This is a genomic window from Streptomyces physcomitrii, assembly GCF_012273655.1.
Taxonomy (GTDB): Bacteria; Actinomycetota; Actinomycetes; order Streptomycetales; family Streptomycetaceae; genus Streptomyces; species Streptomyces physcomitrii.
Genome location: NZ_JAAWWP010000003.1, coordinates 23,796 through 40,106, shown reverse-complemented (window position 1 = coordinate 40,106; position 16,311 = coordinate 23,796). Strand labels below are relative to the sequence as shown.

General features: G+C 74.8%; 13 protein-coding genes, 1 tRNA gene and 1 riboswitch. Of the genes, 8 read left to right on the top strand and 6 right to left on the bottom strand.

The features are described from left to right. Positions 1-12: 12 nt before the first annotated feature. Both HFV08_RS06075 and pgfA read right to left on the bottom strand, forming a co-directional pair. Positions 13-1,164 carry a glycosyltransferase family 4 protein gene (locus HFV08_RS06075; protein ID WP_168536633.1) on the bottom strand — a complete coding sequence of 384 codons (1,152 nt, stop codon included), beginning with the start codon at positions 1,162-1,164 and terminating at the stop codon, positions 13-15. Positions 1,165-1,542: 378 nt separating this feature from the next. Then, positions 1,543-2,553, bottom strand: coding sequence for a cell envelope lipid trafficking protein PgfA (gene pgfA, locus HFV08_RS06070; RefSeq protein WP_168536631.1), 1,011 nt, complete (start codon positions 2,551-2,553; stop codon positions 1,543-1,545). A 248-nt stretch (positions 2,554-2,801) separates the two neighbouring features. Here pgfA and HFV08_RS06065 point away from each other — a divergent pair, with 248 nt between their 5' ends. Together HFV08_RS06065 and HFV08_RS06060 are read left to right on the top strand one after the other, a co-directional pair. Further along, positions 2,802-2,954, top strand: coding sequence for a hypothetical protein (locus HFV08_RS06065; RefSeq protein WP_168536629.1), 153 nt, complete (start codon positions 2,802-2,804; stop codon positions 2,952-2,954). Between the two features lie 3 nt (positions 2,955-2,957). Further along, a complete protein-coding gene (locus tag HFV08_RS06060) occupies positions 2,958-4,208 on the top strand; it encodes a PucR family transcriptional regulator (protein ID WP_376770568.1) in 1,251 nt (416 codons plus the stop codon). Positions 4,209-4,584: 376 nt separating this feature from the next. On the opposite strand, the gene HFV08_RS06055 is transcribed toward HFV08_RS06060, so the two are convergent. Together HFV08_RS06055 and HFV08_RS06050 are read right to left on the bottom strand one after the other, a co-directional pair. Next, positions 4,585-5,748: an alpha-hydroxy-acid oxidizing protein gene (locus tag HFV08_RS06055; protein WP_168536627.1), complete on the bottom strand. Its 1,164-nt coding sequence runs from the start codon at positions 5,746-5,748 to the stop codon at positions 4,585-4,587. Positions 5,749-5,995: 247 nt separating this feature from the next. Further along, positions 5,996-6,946: an esterase/lipase family protein gene (locus HFV08_RS06050; RefSeq protein WP_168536625.1), complete on the bottom strand. Its 951-nt coding sequence runs from the start codon at positions 6,944-6,946 to the stop codon at positions 5,996-5,998. A gap of 529 nt (positions 6,947-7,475) precedes the next feature. On the opposite strand from HFV08_RS06050, the gene HFV08_RS06045 reads away from it, so the two are divergent. The 6 genes from HFV08_RS06045 to HFV08_RS06020 all read left to right on the top strand — a co-directional run bounded on the left by HFV08_RS06045 (position 7,476) and on the right by HFV08_RS06020 (position 13,902). Then, on the top strand, positions 7,476-8,687 hold the full coding sequence (locus tag HFV08_RS06045) for an alginate lyase family protein (protein ID WP_168536623.1): 1,212 nt from the start codon (positions 7,476-7,478) through the stop codon (positions 8,685-8,687). A gap of 72 nt (positions 8,688-8,759) precedes the next feature. After that, a tRNA-Met gene (locus HFV08_RS06040) sits at positions 8,760-8,833 on the top strand. Positions 8,834-9,016: 183 nt separating this feature from the next. After that, positions 9,017-10,264: a PP2C family protein-serine/threonine phosphatase gene (locus HFV08_RS06035; RefSeq protein ID WP_376770567.1), complete on the top strand. Its 1,248-nt coding sequence runs from the start codon at positions 9,017-9,019 to the stop codon at positions 10,262-10,264. Positions 10,265-10,527: 263 nt separating this feature from the next. Then, positions 10,528-10,671, top strand: a riboswitch (cyclic di-AMP (ydaO/yuaA leader). Between the two features lie 11 nt (positions 10,672-10,682). Next, on the top strand, positions 10,683-11,729 hold the full coding sequence (locus HFV08_RS06030) for a M23 family metallopeptidase (protein ID WP_168536621.1): 1,047 nt from the start codon (positions 10,683-10,685) through the stop codon (positions 11,727-11,729). Positions 11,730-12,121: 392 nt separating this feature from the next. Next, positions 12,122-13,066, top strand: coding sequence for an aldo/keto reductase (locus HFV08_RS06025; protein WP_168536619.1), 945 nt, complete (start codon positions 12,122-12,124; stop codon positions 13,064-13,066). Between the two features lie 83 nt (positions 13,067-13,149). Further along, entirely contained in the window at positions 13,150-13,902 is a 753-nt protein-coding gene (locus HFV08_RS06020; RefSeq protein ID WP_210429930.1) for a hypothetical protein, read from the top strand. A gap of 201 nt (positions 13,903-14,103) precedes the next feature. Here HFV08_RS06020 and HFV08_RS06015 read toward each other — a convergent pair whose 3' ends face one another. Continuing rightward, positions 14,104-15,603 (bottom strand): PrsW family intramembrane metalloprotease, encoded by a 1,500-nt coding sequence (locus HFV08_RS06015; protein WP_312885466.1) that lies wholly within the window; start codon positions 15,601-15,603, stop codon positions 14,104-14,106. A gap of 170 nt (positions 15,604-15,773) precedes the next feature. Next, positions 15,774-16,271 (bottom strand): nuclear transport factor 2 family protein, encoded by a 498-nt coding sequence (locus HFV08_RS06010; protein WP_168536615.1) that lies wholly within the window; start codon positions 16,269-16,271, stop codon positions 15,774-15,776. Positions 16,272-16,311: the final 40 nt, after the last annotated feature.

The following is a 16,311-nucleotide window of genomic DNA, read 5'->3' as shown; positions in this document are numbered from 1 at the left end:
CCGCTCACGGTCTCAGCCCCGTCCGGCCAGGGCGTAGGCCTCGGCGGCCACCGTCCGGAAGGCGCCCACGGTGCGGGACCAGCGGAACTGGGCCGCGTGCGCCCGGGCCGCCTCGCCCATCGCCCGGCGCCGCTCGGCGCTCAGCGCGAGCGTGCACCAGGCCGCGGCGAAGGCGCTCTCCTGGGTGGCGAGCAGCCCCGTGACCTGGTCGGCGACCGAGTCCCGCAGCCCCGGTACGTCGAAGGCGACCGCGGGGGTGCCCCGGATCGCCGCCTCGGTGACCACCAGGCCCCAGCCCTCCACCGCCGAGGGGTGCAGCAGCAGCCAGGCCGCCGAGAGCAGCCGGTGCTTGTGCGCCTCGCCGATATGGCCGGTGAACTCGACGCCGGGGCCCGCGAGTTGCTCCAGGCGGGCGCGCTCGGGTCCGTCGCCGACCAGGACCAGGCGGCCCCCGGTGACGGGTCTGACCCGCTCCCACAGCCGCAGCAGCAGGTCGATGCGCTTGTACTCGACCAGGCGCCCCACCGCGAGGAAGAGCGGCTCGGCGGAGCGCGGAACGGCGGGCCCCGGGTCCGCGACGCCGTTGTGCACCACCCGGATCCGCTCGGCGGCCACCCCGAGGCCGAGCAGCGCCCGCCGGGTCGAGGGGGAGACGGCGACCGTCAGATTGCCGCGCTGCGCCCCGGCGAGCGCCCACTGCTCCAGGCGCCGCCCGAGCCTGCCCGCGGGGGCGAGGGCGCCGCCGAAGCGCATCCGCCAGAGGTCGGTGTGCACATGGTTGACCAGGCAGAGGGTGGGGCCGCGGTGCCAGAGCGGGGTCAGATAGGGCATCCCGTTGCAGACCTCGACGAGCAGATCGCAGGCGCCGACCTCGCGGGCGAAGGTCCCCGGCGCGCGCAGGAAGTGGCCGAGTCCGCCGCCCGCCGGGACCACCCGGTAGGGGCGCGCCTCGGCGGGGCCCCCGCAGACCAGGGTGACCTCGTGGCCGAGCCGGGTCAGCCCGGTGGCGAGCCGGTCGACGAGCAGTTCCGAGCCGCCCGCCGCCGGGTTGCCGAGGCCGCGGTGGGCGAGGAAGACGATGCGGCGGGGCAGGGCCGGGGGCGGGGCGAGCGCGGCCGCCGGGGCGGCGGTGCGCGGGGCGGGCGCGGGCAGGTGCTGGGTCATCGGTGCAGCAACTCCGTCTCGGGGTCCGGGTCCGGGGCCGACTCGTACGCGGGCGAAGCGCGGGTCGTGGTGCGGGCGGGGCGAAGGGTGCGGGGCGTGCGCGGTGTCGGGGCCTCGCCGGGCCGACTCCCGTGCGAGATGCGGTTGTCGAGAGCTGCGGGGCCGAACTGCCTTATGGCGTACGGGTGGTGAGGCCGCCGGAGGCGCGAGGGGAACAGGTGCGCGGTTCCGGGCGGAAGCACAGTTTTCGCGGAGCGCTGCCGGGCGGCTACTCACCGGGATGACAACTTCGCCGGTTTCGCGGGCCCTTATTGCTCACCGGCCGCAGTGGTACGGGTCCAGCAACCCGGTGGCGGCCGTCCGCCACCGGGCTTCGCCTCAGCGTCCGGCGGGCGCGGCGTGCCGGGCGGTCTCCGGCAGCGGCGCCTCCTGCCGGCCGCGGCGGATCCGGCCGCCGCGGACCAGGAGCACCGCCCCGGCCGGGAAGAGCACCGCGCCCGCGGCGAGGGCGACGAGCGGGACGGTGCGCCCGAGCAGCCGCAGCTGATCGGTGTCGTCCCGGGCGAGCGCGACCTGGGCCCGCTGGGTGGCCGGGGTGAAGGCCAGCTTGCGGCTGTCCAGCAGGACCATCGCGTCCTTCTTGCCGCCGGGGGCGCGCAGCGTCTTGCGGGGCCCGATCGCCGCGTAGAGGATCCGGCCGGTCTGCTGGTCGGCGACGAGTTCGACGCCGTGGTTGGCGTACCACTCCTCGGCGAGGACCTGGGAGCTCTTCGGGCGGCCGACCAGGCGCCCTGGGACCAGCCGGGTGCCGGTCTGCGCGGCCTCCACCCGGCCGGTGAAGAGCAGGCCCTGGTAGCCCTGGACCGCCCGGGCGCCGCTGTACTTGAGGACCACGGTGCCGCCGAGGGTGCTGTCCCACCAGCGGTAGGAGCGCTTCTCCACCCCGAAGGGGAACTTCAGATAGGCCTCGCCCTCGAAGCGCGGCTTCTCCTGGCAGCAGTGCACCGGACGGTTGGTCTTCCGGTCGGTGACCCAGCGCTCGGTCGTCCACTGGAGCGAGTCGTGCGGATCGGCCGCGGGCAGCGTGTCCGCGGTGTCCACCGAGGTGGAGACGTCCCAGATCGCGCGCCCGCTGCGGTCGCCGTCGGCGACGTCGCCGCGGACCTGGCGGGTCACGGTCAGCGGCTTGTCCTCGACCAGCTTCACCTTCGCGGTGTCGAAGTAGCTGCCGCTGCCCTCGAAGACCGTGGTCACGTCCACGTCCAGCGGGGTCCGCCGGGCCTGCGGCTCCACATACCAGGCGAGCAGCGGGGCGAGGACGAGGAGGAAGGTGCCGGTGCCGAGGAGGAGGAGCGAGAGCGGGGAACGGCGGGCGGGTCTGCGGCGCATCCGGGCACTCCAGGGGTTCGAGCCGGCTCGGGGCGAGCGCGGCGGAGGACGGTGGAGCGGGGGTGGCGGGAAAAGTAAACAAAGTGTTGACCAAATGTCAACAAAGTGGGAAGAATGCGATTCCACCGGACGAGGCCGCTGCGCCGGACGCCAACGGCAGCCGGGTGCAAGGCAGTACGGACCGCGGGCCCGCCGGGCCGACGAAGCCCCGGCGGCCGCGGTCCCGACACAGAAGCTGGAGCGCCGCCATGAACCGCTACCTCGCCGCCGCCTGTGCCGTCCTCCTCGGAGCGGGCCTCGCCGTGGGCACCGCCTTCGGCGCCGTCGCCCTCCTCGGCAAGAAGCCCGAGCAGCCCAACACCCCGCTCATCAGCTACGAGACGCCCCGCCAGGAGCGCTGAGCCGTGACCACGACGAGCAGGCCGGTACTGCCGCCCGGGTCCGTCTGGGGCGATGTCTCCGCCGAGCGGGTCGGGCAGTTCGTGATGCACGCCCTCGCCGAGGCGCCCGCCCTGGCCGAGGAGATCCTCGGGGCGATCCGCGCGAGTTATCCCCAGTTCCACTTCGAGCCGGACGAGTCGGGGGAGCCCAAGGCGCTCACCGCGATCCGCCGGGCCATCGAACTCTTCGTGCAGCAGATGCTCACCGACAAGCAGGCGCCGCGCGCCGATCCGGAGCTGTTCCAGGAGTTCGGCCGCGCCGAGGGCCTCGGCGGGCGCAGCCTGGACTCCCTGCAGGCCCTCTACCGGCTCGGCGTACGGCTTGCCTGGCGCCGCCTCTCGGACATCGGCCAGCGGGTGGAGATCCCGCCGCAGGCCATGTACGACCTCGCCGACGCCTGCTACGAGTACCTGGACCGCCTCGTCGAGCAGTCGGTCCGCGGCTACGCGGAGGCCGCCGCCCAGCGGGCCGGTGAACGGCGGCGCCAGCAGGCCCGGTTGATGGAGCTGCTGCTCGCCCCGCAGCACCGCGACGACCCGCGCGAGGCCCTCGCCGAACGCGCCGCCCGGATCGGCTGGCAGCTGCCCGGGACCGTCGCCGTCGGCATCCTGGTCCGGCCCGCGCTCGGCGCCATCGCCCCCGCGCTCGGCACGGACGTCCTGCTCGACATGGAGTGCGAACGCCCCCGCTTCGTGGTGCCCGACCCCGAACTCGGCGGCCGGGGCGAGCTGTTGCGCCGCGCCCTGGCCGGCTGGTCCGGGGCGCTGGGCCCGCCGGTGGCCACCCCGTACGCCGCCAAGTCGCTGCACTGGGCCGAGACCGCGCTCGGCCTGGCCGGTCAAGGGCTGCTTCCGGGCGGCGAGTTGCTGCACTGCACCGAGCACACCGAGGCCCTGGTGCTGCTCCAACCGGACGCCCTGGTCGAGGAGTTGTCCCGGCGCTGCCTGGCACCGCTCGGGCACCACGGCCGGGCCCACGCGGGCCGTCTGGCCCAGACCCTGCTCGCCTGGCTGGAGACCCGCGGCGGGGCGCCGGAGATCGCCGCGCGGATCGGGGTGCACCCGCAGACGGTGCGCTACCGGATGCGCCAGATACGGGAGTTGTGGGGCGCCGAACTCGACGACCCGGACCGGCGGTTCGAACTCGAACTGGTGCTGCGGGCGATGCGGCTGCGCGGCGCGCTCCCGGCCGCCCGGGGCCGCGGCACCCCCTGAGCGGCACGGCGGCACGGCCGGGCGAAGGGGGCCGCGCGGAAAGCGGCCGGCGGTTCCCGCCCGGGCCCTCAGCGGTGCGGACATGGCATCGCGCTCTCCTTCGTGGACCCGGGACCCGGCGGGCGGGCCCCGGGCGTGCGGCTCAGGCTGCCGCCGGGCCCGGAGGAGGGAGAGTGCTGCCGAAGAGCGGTCCGGGTGGCCTCGTCCAGGGGCCCGGGGCGCCTTCCGGCCCGGCGCCGGCGGCCGTGCGGTGCCGTACCAGGATGGGGAGCGGCCGGGGGACGGGGCTTGTCAGCGGAGCAAGAAATACCGGGTGCCGTTTGTCATCCGCGTGACAGATCGGGACGCACGGGCCCCGGCCGCCCCCTGCCCCGGTTCAGCCCACCCGCCGCAGTGCCTCCGGCGTCAGGTCGGCCAGGCTCGGGTAGCCGTCCACCGCCATCAGCAGGTCGGCCTCGGCGAGCAGCGAGCGCAGCACGTGCACCAGGCCCTCGGTGCCGCCGAGGGCGAGACCGTAGGCGCAGGGGCGGCCGATGCCCACGGCGGTGGCGCCCAGCGCGAGGGCCTTCACCGCGTCGCTGCCGCTGCGCACCCCGGAGTCGAAGAGCACCGGGGTCTCGCCCGCGGCCTCCACCACCCCGGGCAGCATGTCCAGGGCGGGCAGCCCGCCGTTGGCCTGGCGGCCGCCGTGGTTGGAGCAGTAGACGCCGTCGACGCCGAGGTCCTTGGCGCGGCGTACGTCCTCGGGGTGGCCGAGTCCCTTCACGATCAGCGGCAGCGCGGTCAGCGAGCGCAGCCAGGGGATGTCGTCCCAGGTCAGCGGGTTGCCGAAGAGCTGGGTCCAGAGCAGGACCGCGGCGCCCGGGTCCTCCTCGGGGGTGCGGTCGAGGAGGGCGCGGAAGACCGGGTCGCCGAAGTAGTTGGCGAGGCAGTGGCCGCGCAGCTGGGGGAAGTTGGCGGTGGCCAGGTCGCGCGGGCGCCAGCCGGTGACCCAGGTGTCGAGGGTGACCACGATGCCGCGGTATCCGGCCAGTTCGGCCCGGCGGACCAGGTTCTCCGCGAGGTCCTTGTCGGTGGGCGTGTACAGCTGGAAGAAGCCGGGGGTCTCCTCGAACTCGGCGGCCACCGCCTCCAGCGGGTCCACCGACAGCGTGGAGGCGACCATCGGCACCCCGGTCAGCTCCGCCGCCCGGGCGGCCGCCAGATCGCCGTGGCCGTCCTGCGCGCACAGGCCGAGCACCCCGATCGGCGCCATGAACAGCGGGGAGCGCAGCCGCATCCCGAACAGGTCGACGGAGAGGTCGCGCCGGGCGGCCCCGACGAACATCCGCGGCACCAGGCCCCAGCGGGTGAAGGCCGCCGCGTTGGCGCGCTGGGTGTGCTCGTCCCCGGCGCCGCCCGCCACGTACGACCAGACCGAGGGCGGCAGCGCGGCCCGGGCGGCGGACTCCAGCTCCTCGTGGGTGAACGGGTACTTCGGCACCAGGCCGCCGAGTCCGTTCAGATAGATCTCCTGCTGGTAGTCGCCGAACTGGCTCATCTACTCGCCCTCCACCGCTTGCCGGTTCTCGCCGTTCCCGCCGGTCCTGCGCCGGCGTCCGTACCGGGGCGCCCGCACCGACGCGCGCCCCCTGGATCAAGGATGCGAGACCCGGGCCGCCGCGGGGCGGTTCGCACGAGATCCGCCCCGAAAGGTTTCTTCTGTGGCCGGAGCCGTGCCCTGCCCCCGCATGCCGCGGCCCCGGCCCCCGCACGGGGAACCGGGGCGGCGGGCGCCTTCGGCCGGGTCAGAGCACCAGGCCGTAGTCCTTGCACTCGGGCTTGAAGTCCGGGACGTCCGGGCCGAGTTCGTTCAGCACGTTCTGCAGGGTCGGGCTGTCGTTGAACAGCCCGATGTGCGAGGCCGGGTCGTCGGGGCACTGGTCCTGGAGCGTGATGTTCTCCACCCCCGCCCCCTGCAGGAAGGCGTTCTTGTACGGGGTGACCACCCAGTCCTTGGTGGTGGCGACGACGACATAGCGCACCCCGGGCACGGTGTCGCCGTCGGCGAACAGCTCCCGCTGGAAGTCGGAGTCGACGATCTGGTCCTTGACGCCCTGGGTGCCGGCGAAGTCGAAGAGGCCGTTGACGAAGCCGAGCAGATGCAGCTTCTCGGCGAGGGTGGTCAGGCCGCTGAGCGTGGTGCCGTGGTTGCTCGGGGCCAGGCCGATGTTGACGTCGACCTTGTCGGCGCCGCCGAGGCGCTTGAGGTAGTAGTTGGCGACCAGACCGCCCTGCGAGTGGCCGACCACGTCGACCTCCTGGGCGCCGGTGGCCTTCAGGACCTTGTCCACGAAGGCCTTCATCTGCTCGCCGGAGCTCGCGACGCTCTTCAGGCCGCCGACCCGGTTCAGCGAGAGCAGCGGGTGCATGCCGTAGTTGAAGGTGAAGACGCAGTAGCCCGCGTTGGCCAGCATCGGGGAGAGGGCGACCCAGTTGGCGCCGGAGTTGAAGAAGGTGCCGTGCACCAGGACCACCGGCTTGCGGTGCTCCCCGCTCGGCTTGCAGTTCCAGTCGTTGGCGCCGGCCACCTTGTCGGGGCTGAGGGCGTAGTTCTTCAGCGCGGTCCCGACGCCCCCGACGGGGTAGGTCTCGCGGTCCTCGGTGGCCTGGGCGGTACCGGCGGTCAGGGCGCAGGTCACGGCGAGGGCCGCGCCGGCTGCCGCCAGACGGGCCCCGAGCGGGGTGAAGCGGCTCATGGACGGTCCTTCGGTCGCGGACTCCGCCAGCGGGCGGACCGTCGTGGACGTCCCGCACGACGCGCACCCCCGTTGGCGCTCGGTTGACGCTCAGCATGAGCGAGGACGGGGGCGGAGCGCTTTGTAGCGGCGACCAGAGTTTCGGGCCCCCGTTGTGACGCGTCACCAAAACCCGCGCCCGGCACCCGCCGCCGGATCCGGGTGCTCCTTCCGGGGGCCGCCGGCCGGGGCAGGGGGGTGGCCGGCGGTCCCCTTCCGGGCGGGTCCGTCGGTCCCGCCCGGTGTCCGTCCAGTGCAGGCGCGTTCGGGGGCGCGCGGAAGTGTGCGTGCGCCATGCGGTCCGGGTGCGGCGTTCACACGGGGCGTGCACCGGCACCGGCCCGCGCCTCCGGGAAGCGCCACGTACCGGTAAAGAGCCCTTTGCGCGCCCATGACCTGCGCTTTTCCCGGGCCCCGGGCAGCGCAACAGATCAGGCGGACCGGGCGGCCGAGGGGTCAGGCTGCTGGAAGCCGACCCCCGGAGGTGGACATGCGCCCCCTCGCGCACCGCGCGCTCGCGGCCCTGCTGGCGCCCCTGCTCGTCCTGCTCGCCTCGGCCTGCGGGAGCCAGGGCCGCGCCGCGCCCCGGCCGCGCGCCGCCCCCGGCCGGGAGTTCCGGCACCCGGGCGCGCTGGTGAGCGGGGAGCAACTCGACGCCGTACGCCGCCATGTGGAGCACGGCGAGCAGCCCTGGCTCGGCGCCTTCCTCGCCATGCGCGACAGCCGCTACGGCGACCTCGGCCACCGGCCCCGCCCCTACGCGACGGTGGCCTGCCCGCCGGACACCCGCCCCGGCCGCGGCTGCGTCGAGGAACGCGAGGACGCGATCGCCGCCTATACGCAGGCGCTGCTCTGGTACGTCACCGGGGAGCGCGCGCACGCCGCCGCGGCCGCCCGGATCATGGACGCCTGGTCGGCGAAGGTCCGGCGGCACACCGAGGGCAACGCCGGACTCCAGGCCGCCTGGGCGGGCGCCACCTGGGCCCGCGCGGGCGAGGTGCTGCGCGCTCCGGGCTCCGGCTGGCCGCGGGCCTCGGTCCGCCGGTTCGGCACCATGCTGCGCGGCGCCTACCGGCCCGCGGTCACCGCCGAGGTCGCCGACTTCAACGGCAACTGGGACCTGGCGATGACCGACGCGGCCCTCGGCATCGCCGTCTTCCTCGACGACCACGCCGGGTTCCGGCGCGCCCTGGACCGCTTCCGGGCCCGGGTCCCCGCCTACTTCTATCTGCGCTCCGACGGGCCGCTGCCGAGGACCCCGCCCGGCAGCCGGGTCCGCGGCGCCGAGGCGATCCGTACGTACTGGTTCGGGCAGCGGGTCTTCCGGGACGGCCTCGCCCAGGAGAGCTGCCGCAACTTCCAGCACGCCGGGTATGCGCTCGCCGCCACCGCGCACATCGCCGAGACCGCCTGGCACCAGGGCGTCGACCTCTACGGCCCGCACCGGGAGCGGCTGCGCGCCGCCGTCGAGTTCCACGCGCGCTACCAGAACGGCGCCCCGGCCCCGGCCTGGCTCTGCGGCGGAAAGGTCCGGCGCACCCTGGGCCCCGATCTGGAGGTCCTGGTCAACCACCTGGAGAACCGCCTCCATCTGAAGCTCCCCCAGGCCGACCGCCTCCTCCGCCGCACCAGGCCCGCCGGGACCGACGACCTCTTCGTGGCCTGGGAGACCCTGACCCAGGCCGGAAATCCGGCGGGCTGACGGGCCCGGGCGGCCCCGGCGGGAAAATGGTGCGAGGCACCCCCGCGGATGGCGTAGACTTCATTTCACCGACGCGGGGTGGAGCAGCTCGGTAGCTCGCTGGGCTCATAACCCAGAGGTCGCAGGTTCAAATCCTGTCCCCGCTACTCAAGGCCGGAGGCCGGAATCCCTGATCGGATTCCGGCCTCCGGTGTTTCTCTCCTTCTCTCCTGCCGCCCGTCCCGTAGCCGCGGTGCGGCCCTCACCCGCACGGCTCCGCCCGGTCGACCGCGCGGGCCGCAGGGGAAAGGCTGAGCAGGAGTGCCGTCCGAATCCATGGGAGTCCAGTGGTGGGGAGCCGAGGCGAGCCCGGCGGGGCGCACCGCCCCGCACGCCCGAAGGCGGCGGGGGCCGTGCCGGACGGGGCCGCGCTGTCGCTGAACGGGGCGAACGCCGACCCCTCGCTGCGCCCGCAGCGCCGCTCGCTGTCCCGGACCTTCTTCCTCGTCCTGCCGGTGCTCCTCATCGTCTTCGGCATCTACTACGACGCGGCCACCCCCTCCCTCTACACGGCCCTGCCGATGTTCACCGCGGCCCCGCTGCTCACCGCGCCCGTCTACACCGCCCGCGGGGTCGCGCTCACCGGCGCCTTCGCCACCCTCGCGGTCTTCCTGCTGCGCGTGCAGGACTCGGACCTCGACGAGGTCGAGGGCACCACCGAGGCGATCACCGTGGTCACGGTCTCCCTCCTCGCGCTGCTGATGAACCGGGTGGTGCGCCGCAGCGGGGACCAGCTCGCCTCCGCCCGCGAGATCGCCGAGGCCGCCCAGCGCGCCGTGCTGCCCGAACCGCCCGACCGCTTCGCCGGTCTGCAGATCGCGGTGCGCTACGAGGCGGCGCAGGCCGGGGCGTTCATCGGCGGCGACCTCTACACCGTGCAGGACACCCCGTACGGGATCCGCATGATCGTCGGCGATGTGCGCGGCAAGGGGATGGGCGCGGTCTCCACGGTCGCCGTGCTCATCGGCACCTTCCGGGAGGCGGCCGAGCAGGAGGTGACCCTGGAGGCGGTGGCCCGGCGGCTGGACCACGCGCTCGCCCGGGAGGCCGGACTGCGGCGCGGCACCGAGGACTTCGAGGCCTTCACCACCGCGGTGCTCGCCGAGGTGGTGCACGGGGGCCGGACCGTACGGCTGCTCAACCGCGGGCACCCGGGGCCGCTGCTGCTCGACGCCGAGGGCGGCCTGCGGGTGCTCTCGGCGAGCCGGGCCGCGCTGCCCCTCGGCCTCGCCGAGCTGAGCACCGAACCGGACCGCACGGACGAGGCGGAGTTCCCGCTCGGCGCCACCCTCCTCTTCCACACCGACGGACTCTCCGAGGCCCGGGACGCCCAGGGGGTCTTCTACGATCCGGTGGCCCGCCTGCGGGGCCGGGTCTTCCCGGCGCCGAGCGCCCTGCTGACCCTGCTCGTGGAGGAGGTCAGGGCGTACACCGGCGGCGGGGCGCGGGACGACATGGCGCTGCTCGCGGTGCGCCGTCCGGCCGCGGACAACGGGGTGGCGGACGGGCAGGGCGGAACGGGCGCCTCCGAAGGCTGAGTGGCCCGGCGGGACCGCCCCGAGGGTCACGGTAGGTGAGCGGCCGACGCCCCTGGGATGACAACTGACGCACCGTCAGCATTGCGGGGATGTGAGGAAGACGGCTCCCCGGGGGTCAACTCGCCCCGCTGCGGCCCCCGATGTCCCTATCGTCCCGCCCGGAGCCGGTCAAGGATCGCCGGGAAACCTTGGAATACCGGGCCCGGGTCTATTAACGTTCGATAACGCAGCGCGGTCGTCACAGCCGTCACACCCGACGGCTCCGCGCGCACGCGCCTAATCCCGCAAGGGAGCCGGGGAACCACTTCTTGGGGTGAATCGGCCGCCTCTTCTTCGAGAGGCGGCGGTAGGAGACCTTCCTGCTCCGAACCCGTCAGCTAACCCGGTAGGCGAGAAGGAAGGAAAGGAGTACGCCTCCGTGGCGTCCAACGGCCCCGCTACACGCGTCACTTATGTGCCCGGTGACGAAGAGTCCTCCTTCGGGCAGCCCTTCGGAGACCCTCTCGAAGAGCCGCTCGGAGAGTGGAATCCCACGGCGGAGTCGGTCCGCCCGGTGCGCGGCAGACACCGCGTCATCAAGCAGCGCGGCGGCCTCGCCCGCAGCTCCACCGTGCTCGGCGTCGGCGTCATCGCCGCGGTCGGCGCCGGGGGCATGGCGACCGCCCAGGGCGGCAAGCCGCCGGTCCGGATCTCCGTACCCGATGTCTCCGCCGTCACCGCCTCGCTGCCCGAGGCCAAGTCCCTGCCGGGCGTCGGCGAACTGGTCGCGGGCTCCGGCGAGGACTCCGCCGAGGCCGCGGCCCCGCTGAGCGCCGCCGGGCAGAGCGCCTCCGAGGACGCCGGGGAGTCGCTGCGCAGCCGGATCCTCCAGCAGGCCGAGCAGCAGCAGGCCGCCGCCGACACCGCCGCGCAGAAGACCGCCGAGAAGGCCGCCACCGAGCGGGCCGCCGAGGAGGCCGCCGAACTGCGCGAGAAGGCCGAGAAGAAGGCCGCCGCGGCGAAGAAGAAGGCCCGGGAGGAGGCCAGGCGCAAGGCCGAGGAGGAGCGCCTGGCCAAGCTCGCCAAGATGTTCGCGCTGCCCACCTCCTCGTACACCCTCACCTCGCACTTCGGCGACGCCGGCTCCATGTGGTCCTCCGGCCACCACACCGGCCTCGACTTCGCCGCCCCGACCGGCACCCCGCTGAAGGCCGTCCACACCGGCACGGTCAAGTCCGCGGGCTGGTCCGGCGCCTACGGCTACCGCACGGTCCTGGAACTGGAGGACGGCACCGAGGTCTGGTACTGCCACCAGTCCTCGATGAGCGTCAGCGCGGGCCAGAAGGTCAGCACCGGCGAGGTCATCGGCCGCGTCGGCGCCACCGGCAACGTCACCGGGCCCCACCTGCACATGGAGATCCACACCCCGGACGGCACGGGCATCGACCCGCTGTCCTGGCTCCAGTCGAAGGGCATCAATCCCTGAGGCCTGGAACCTCCTGAGGGCCGGAACCTCCTGAAGACCGGGGACTCCTGAGTCCCGGAACCCCTTGAGAGCAGGGGCCTCCTGAGGCCCGGCCGCGCCGAGAGCTGATCCGGCCCCGGCCGACCCGGGCCCGACCCCGACCCCTTCCCGTAGCGGCATCCGCGGTGCGCCAGCGCCGCCGGGTGCCGCTTTTCGGCTGTACCGGCCGGGTTTCGGCCCCACCGGCCGGGCGGGTACTACGGTGGACGGTCCGGCCCGCGCCACACGGCCCGCCGTCCGGCGTGCGGCCCCGCACGCGCACACTGGTCGCGTACCCATGAACCACCGGCGCACACCGGCCACTTGCCCCGCAGGCGGCCCGGCGCCCGTACCCGGGAAGAGGTCACGGCTCCATGTCCGCACCGCTCACCCTCGGCAACTCCGGTATCGAGGTCTCCCCGCTCGCCCTCGGCGGCAATGTCTTCGGCTGGACCGCCGACGAGAAGCAGTCCTTCGCGGTCCTCGACGCCTACGCCGCGGGCGGCGGCACCTTCGTCGACACCGCCGACTCCTACTCGGCCTGGGTCGAGGGCCACCGCGGCGGCGAGTCCGAGACCGTCCTCGGCGACTGGCTCGCCTCCCGCGGCAACCGCGAGGACCTGGTCATCGCCACCAAGGCGGCCCGCCACCCCGAGCACCTGGGCCTCGCCGCCGGGACGCTGCGCGCCGCCGCCGAGGCCTCGCTGCGCCGCCTGCGCATCGAGCGGATCGACCTCTTCTACACGCACTTCGACGACCCCGACGTGCCGGTCGAGGAGATCATCAGCACCCTGGACGAGCTGGTACGGGCGGGCAAGGTCCGCGCGGTCGCCGCCTCCAACATCAGCCCCGAACGCCTCCAGGAGTCCCTGGACTTCTCCGACCGCGCGGGCATGGCCCGGTACGTCGCCCTGCAGGCCCACTACAGCCTGGTCTCCCGGGACACCTACGAGGGCGGGCTGCAGAGCGTGGCCGAACGCGGCGGCCTCACCACCATCCCGTACTTCGGGCTCGCCGCGGGCTTCCTCACCGGCAAGTACCGGCCGGGGCGGCAGGTCGACAGCGCCCGCGCCGGCGGCGCCGCCAAGCACCTGGAGACCGAGCGGGGCCGGCGGGTGCTCGCCGAACTCGACAAGGTCGCCGAGGCGCACGGCGCCGAGATCGCCTCGGTCGCCCTGGCCTGGCTCGCCGCCCGCCCGACCGTGGGCCCGCTGCTCGCCAGCGCCCGCGTCCCCGAGCAGCTGCCTGCCCTCTTCGCGGCCACCGAACTCCGGCTGACCGAGGAGGAGTTGGCGGGGCTGACCGCGGCCTCGGACTGAGCGGAACCAGCGCGGGAGGGAACCGGCACCGGCTCGGCACCGGCCCGGGACCCCTCCCGGGCCGGTCCCGCTACCGTCTCCGCATGGCATGGTGGCGGCGGACGAAGAAGGCAGCGGCGGGCCGGGGCGGCGGGCGCGGAGCGGCGCCGGTGGGCCTCTCGGTCTTCGACCGGACGGCGGGGGACGGCGCGCCCGCCCGCCCCGGACTCCGGCTCGGCGCACGGCAGTTGCCGCCGATCACCATCCCGAGCCTCACCGACCGGGTGGCCGCGCAGACCCGCGCGAGCCACCCCAAGGGGACCGGCCCCGTGCAGGCCGTGGTCCCGCACAACGTCTGCGTCGAGGACGGCTCGGTCACCTTCATGGGGCTCGGCGGGCGGGCGGCGATCGTGGTCGGCCTGACCCCGCGGCTCCGCCCCGACCTCTACGGTCTCGGCGAGGCGGTCCAGGACGAGGGCGCCCTGCTGCACCTGGACGCGCACCCCGGCTTCCTGCGCGCCTCGCTGCTGCTCCCGGACACCGAGGTCGACCTGGACACCGGGCTCCGGCCCGACCAGGGCGACATCCAGGAGTTCCTGCACGCCGCCTACGCGAGCGAGACCGTCGAACTCCACATCCAGCACACCACCCACGACCGCCTGCTGCCCTACGTCTGCTCCGCGCCGGGCCTGCGCCGGGCCGTGGACGCCGGCTTCGCAGAGTTCACCCAGCCGCCCCCCGACGACCTCGCTGCCGCGGTCGCCGCCGTCAACCACACCCTCAACCCGGCGGTACGCGTCCCCCTGCACGTCACCGGCAAGGCCGCGCTCGCGGTCGTCTTCGACGTGGAGGTCTGAGCCGGGGGGTGAGGGCTGGGCGGCTGGGCGGCCGGGGGGGGCCGGGGGGCCTGAGCCTGCCGGTTCCGGGGGCGGTGCCGGTCCGCGGTGGTGCTGCCGGTCCACGGCCGGTGCGGCGGGTGTCCGGCCGGGGTCGCGGGGGCTCAGCGGCGGTGCCCGTCCCGGGCGGCGCGGCAGCTGTCGGCCCGGGGGTGCGGTGGCTCAGCGCCGGTGCCGGTCCCGGGCGGCGTGGTGGTGCGGCGGGTGCCAGCCGGAGGCCGCGTGGTGGACGGGCGGCGCGGGGCGGGCGGCCGCGGGTTCGCCGTACGGGGGAGGGGGCCCGTAGGGGGACGGGGTTCCGTATGGAGGCGGGGTTCCGTACGGGGGCAGGGTCGCGTGCGGGGGCGGGGTCCCGTACGAGGGCGGGGTTCCGTACGGGGACGGCGTTCCGTACGGCGACGGGTACGGGCCGGGGCCGCCGGGAGGTTGGGGGCCCGGGTGCGGGCGGCCGGGGGGCCAGGGTGGGGGCGGGGTCGTCCGGCGGTGCGGCCAGGGGCGGGGGGCGGTGAGGCGGGCCGCGTAGGCGAGGGCGGGGGCGGCGACGGTGCGGTGGCGCCAGAGGGCGTCCAGGAGTTCGCGTTCGCGGCGGGGGAAGTCGGCGCCCGCCCGGCCGCGGCGGCCCCGGCGCCGGAGCACGGCGAGCGAGGTGGCGCAGCGGGCGTAGTCCAGGACCTCGCGGGCGGCGGGCCGGTCCAGGGCGTGCGCCGCGTACTCCCTGGCCAGGGTGCGCCCGCGCATCGACCCCAGCACATGGGGCTCGGGCGCGGTGAGCCAGCCCGCGGCGGCGTAGGCGGGCAGCTCCTCGCGCACGGTGCGCAGTTCGCGCTGGCGCAGCCAGACGGCGAGCCAGGTGAGCAGCGCGAAGGCGGGCAGCATGACGGTCGCGTAGACCAGGAAGAAGCCGTAGCGGCCGAGCGCGGCGGAACCGTTCCAGCAGGCGTGCATGCCCATCGCGAGCAGCAGGCCGGTGAGCGGGAGGAGCACCCGGCGCAGGCGCTGGTGCTCCGCGCTCAGCGCCGCGATGCCGAAGCCGATGCCGGTCAGCACCGTGAACAGCGGGTGCGCGAAGGGCGACATGACGATACGGACGAAGAAGGTCGCGGCGGTGACCGAGGTGAGCCCGGTGCTGCCGCTGAGCCGGTCGGTGCCGAAGGCGTTGCCGAGGTAGAGGATGTTCTCGGTGAAGGCGAAGCCGGAGGCGGTGAGCCCGGCGATCACCACCCCGTCCACGATCCCGGTGAAGTGCCGTCGGCGGAGCAGGAAGACGAGCAGTACCGAGGCCGCCTTCGCCGACTCCTCGACCACCGGCGCTATCACCAGGGCGCCGAGGGTGTCCGCGCTGTGCGGGCTGGCGGTGGTGGTCGCTATCCACCGGGTCGCGAAGGAGTTGGCGAGGATCGCGATGAGCGCCGCCGCGCAGGCACCCCAGGCGAAGGCGAAGACCAGGTCGCGCCAGGGCCCCGGCTCCACCCGGTCCAGCCAGCGGAAGGCGGCGAAGAGCAGCGGCACCGGTGTCACCGCGAGCCCGAGGCCGACCAGGAAGCCCTGGGTGCCGGTCTGCTCGTGCACCAGGGCCAGGATGATCAGCCCCGAGAGCCCGAGCAGCGCCGCCGCCCCGCCGAGCCGCACCGGCCGCCGCTGCCACCAGCGCGCGTGCCGCACCGGCCCCGGGGGGTCGGCAGGCGGCGGGCCCGGCTGCGCGGAAGGCGCCGGGCCCGTCGGCTCGGGGTGCGGAAAACGGAAGGCCACCCTTCGACACTAACGACCCCTCAGCCCGGGGCGCGACGGTGCACGGGTGCGCGCGGGCGCGGGGAGCGCGGGGCCGGCCGCCCTCAGCCCGCCTCGGGGGCCGGGACGAGCCCGGCCTCGACCAGCCCCGCGAGCACCGCGTCCCCCAGCGTCCGTACCGCCGACAGCGGGCGCACCATCACCGTGAACTCCTTGATCAGGCCCGCCTCGTCGACATGCAGCAGATCGATGCCGTGGATCTCCTTGCCGTGCACGGTGGTCCGGAAGGGCAGCACCACCGCGGGGGCCTCGGTGCCGTCCGCGCTGGTCTCGGCGGCGCCCTCGAAGCCGCCCAGGTAGCGGAAGTCCTCGAAGAGCCGCAGCAGCACCCCGAAGAGGCCGACCACCAGCGGCTTGCCCTCGAAGGGGGTGAACTTCACCGGGCTGTAGAAGCGGATGTCCTCGGTGAACAGCGCCTCGATCGCCGCCAGATCCCGCGCCTCCACGGCCTCGCGGAAGCGGGCGGCGGTGGCCTGGGCGGGGGTGGCAGGGCCGCGGGCGGCGGAGTCGGCGGCGAGGTCGTGGGTCGGCTGCGGGGTCATCGGGCCTCCTGGGGGCGACCGGGGCCGTACGTACGCGGTG

Bases quoted from the DNA above. Each gene is read 5' to 3' on its own strand.
- HFV08_RS06075 (WP_168536633.1), bottom strand. From the start codon at position 1,164: ATGACCCAGCACCTGCCCGCGCCCGCCCCGCGCACCGCCGCCCCGGCG.
- pgfA (WP_168536631.1), bottom strand. From the start codon at position 2,553: ATGCGCCGCAGACCCGCCCGCCGTTCCCCGCTCTCGCTCCTCCTCCTC.
- HFV08_RS06065 (WP_168536629.1), top strand. From the start codon at position 2,802: ATGAACCGCTACCTCGCCGCCGCCTGTGCCGTCCTCCTCGGAGCGGGC.
- HFV08_RS06055 (WP_168536627.1), bottom strand. From the start codon at position 5,748: ATGAGCCAGTTCGGCGACTACCAGCAGGAGATCTATCTGAACGGACTC.
- HFV08_RS06050 (WP_168536625.1), bottom strand. From the start codon at position 6,946: ATGAGCCGCTTCACCCCGCTCGGGGCCCGTCTGGCGGCAGCCGGCGCG.
- HFV08_RS06045 (WP_168536623.1), top strand. From the start codon at position 7,476: ATGCGCCCCCTCGCGCACCGCGCGCTCGCGGCCCTGCTGGCGCCCCTG.
- HFV08_RS06025 (WP_168536619.1), top strand. From the start codon at position 12,122: ATGTCCGCACCGCTCACCCTCGGCAACTCCGGTATCGAGGTCTCCCCG.
- HFV08_RS06020 (WP_210429930.1), top strand. From the start codon at position 13,150: ATGGCATGGTGGCGGCGGACGAAGAAGGCAGCGGCGGGCCGGGGCGGC.
- HFV08_RS06010 (WP_168536615.1), bottom strand. From the start codon at position 16,271: ATGACCCCGCAGCCGACCCACGACCTCGCCGCCGACTCCGCCGCCCGC.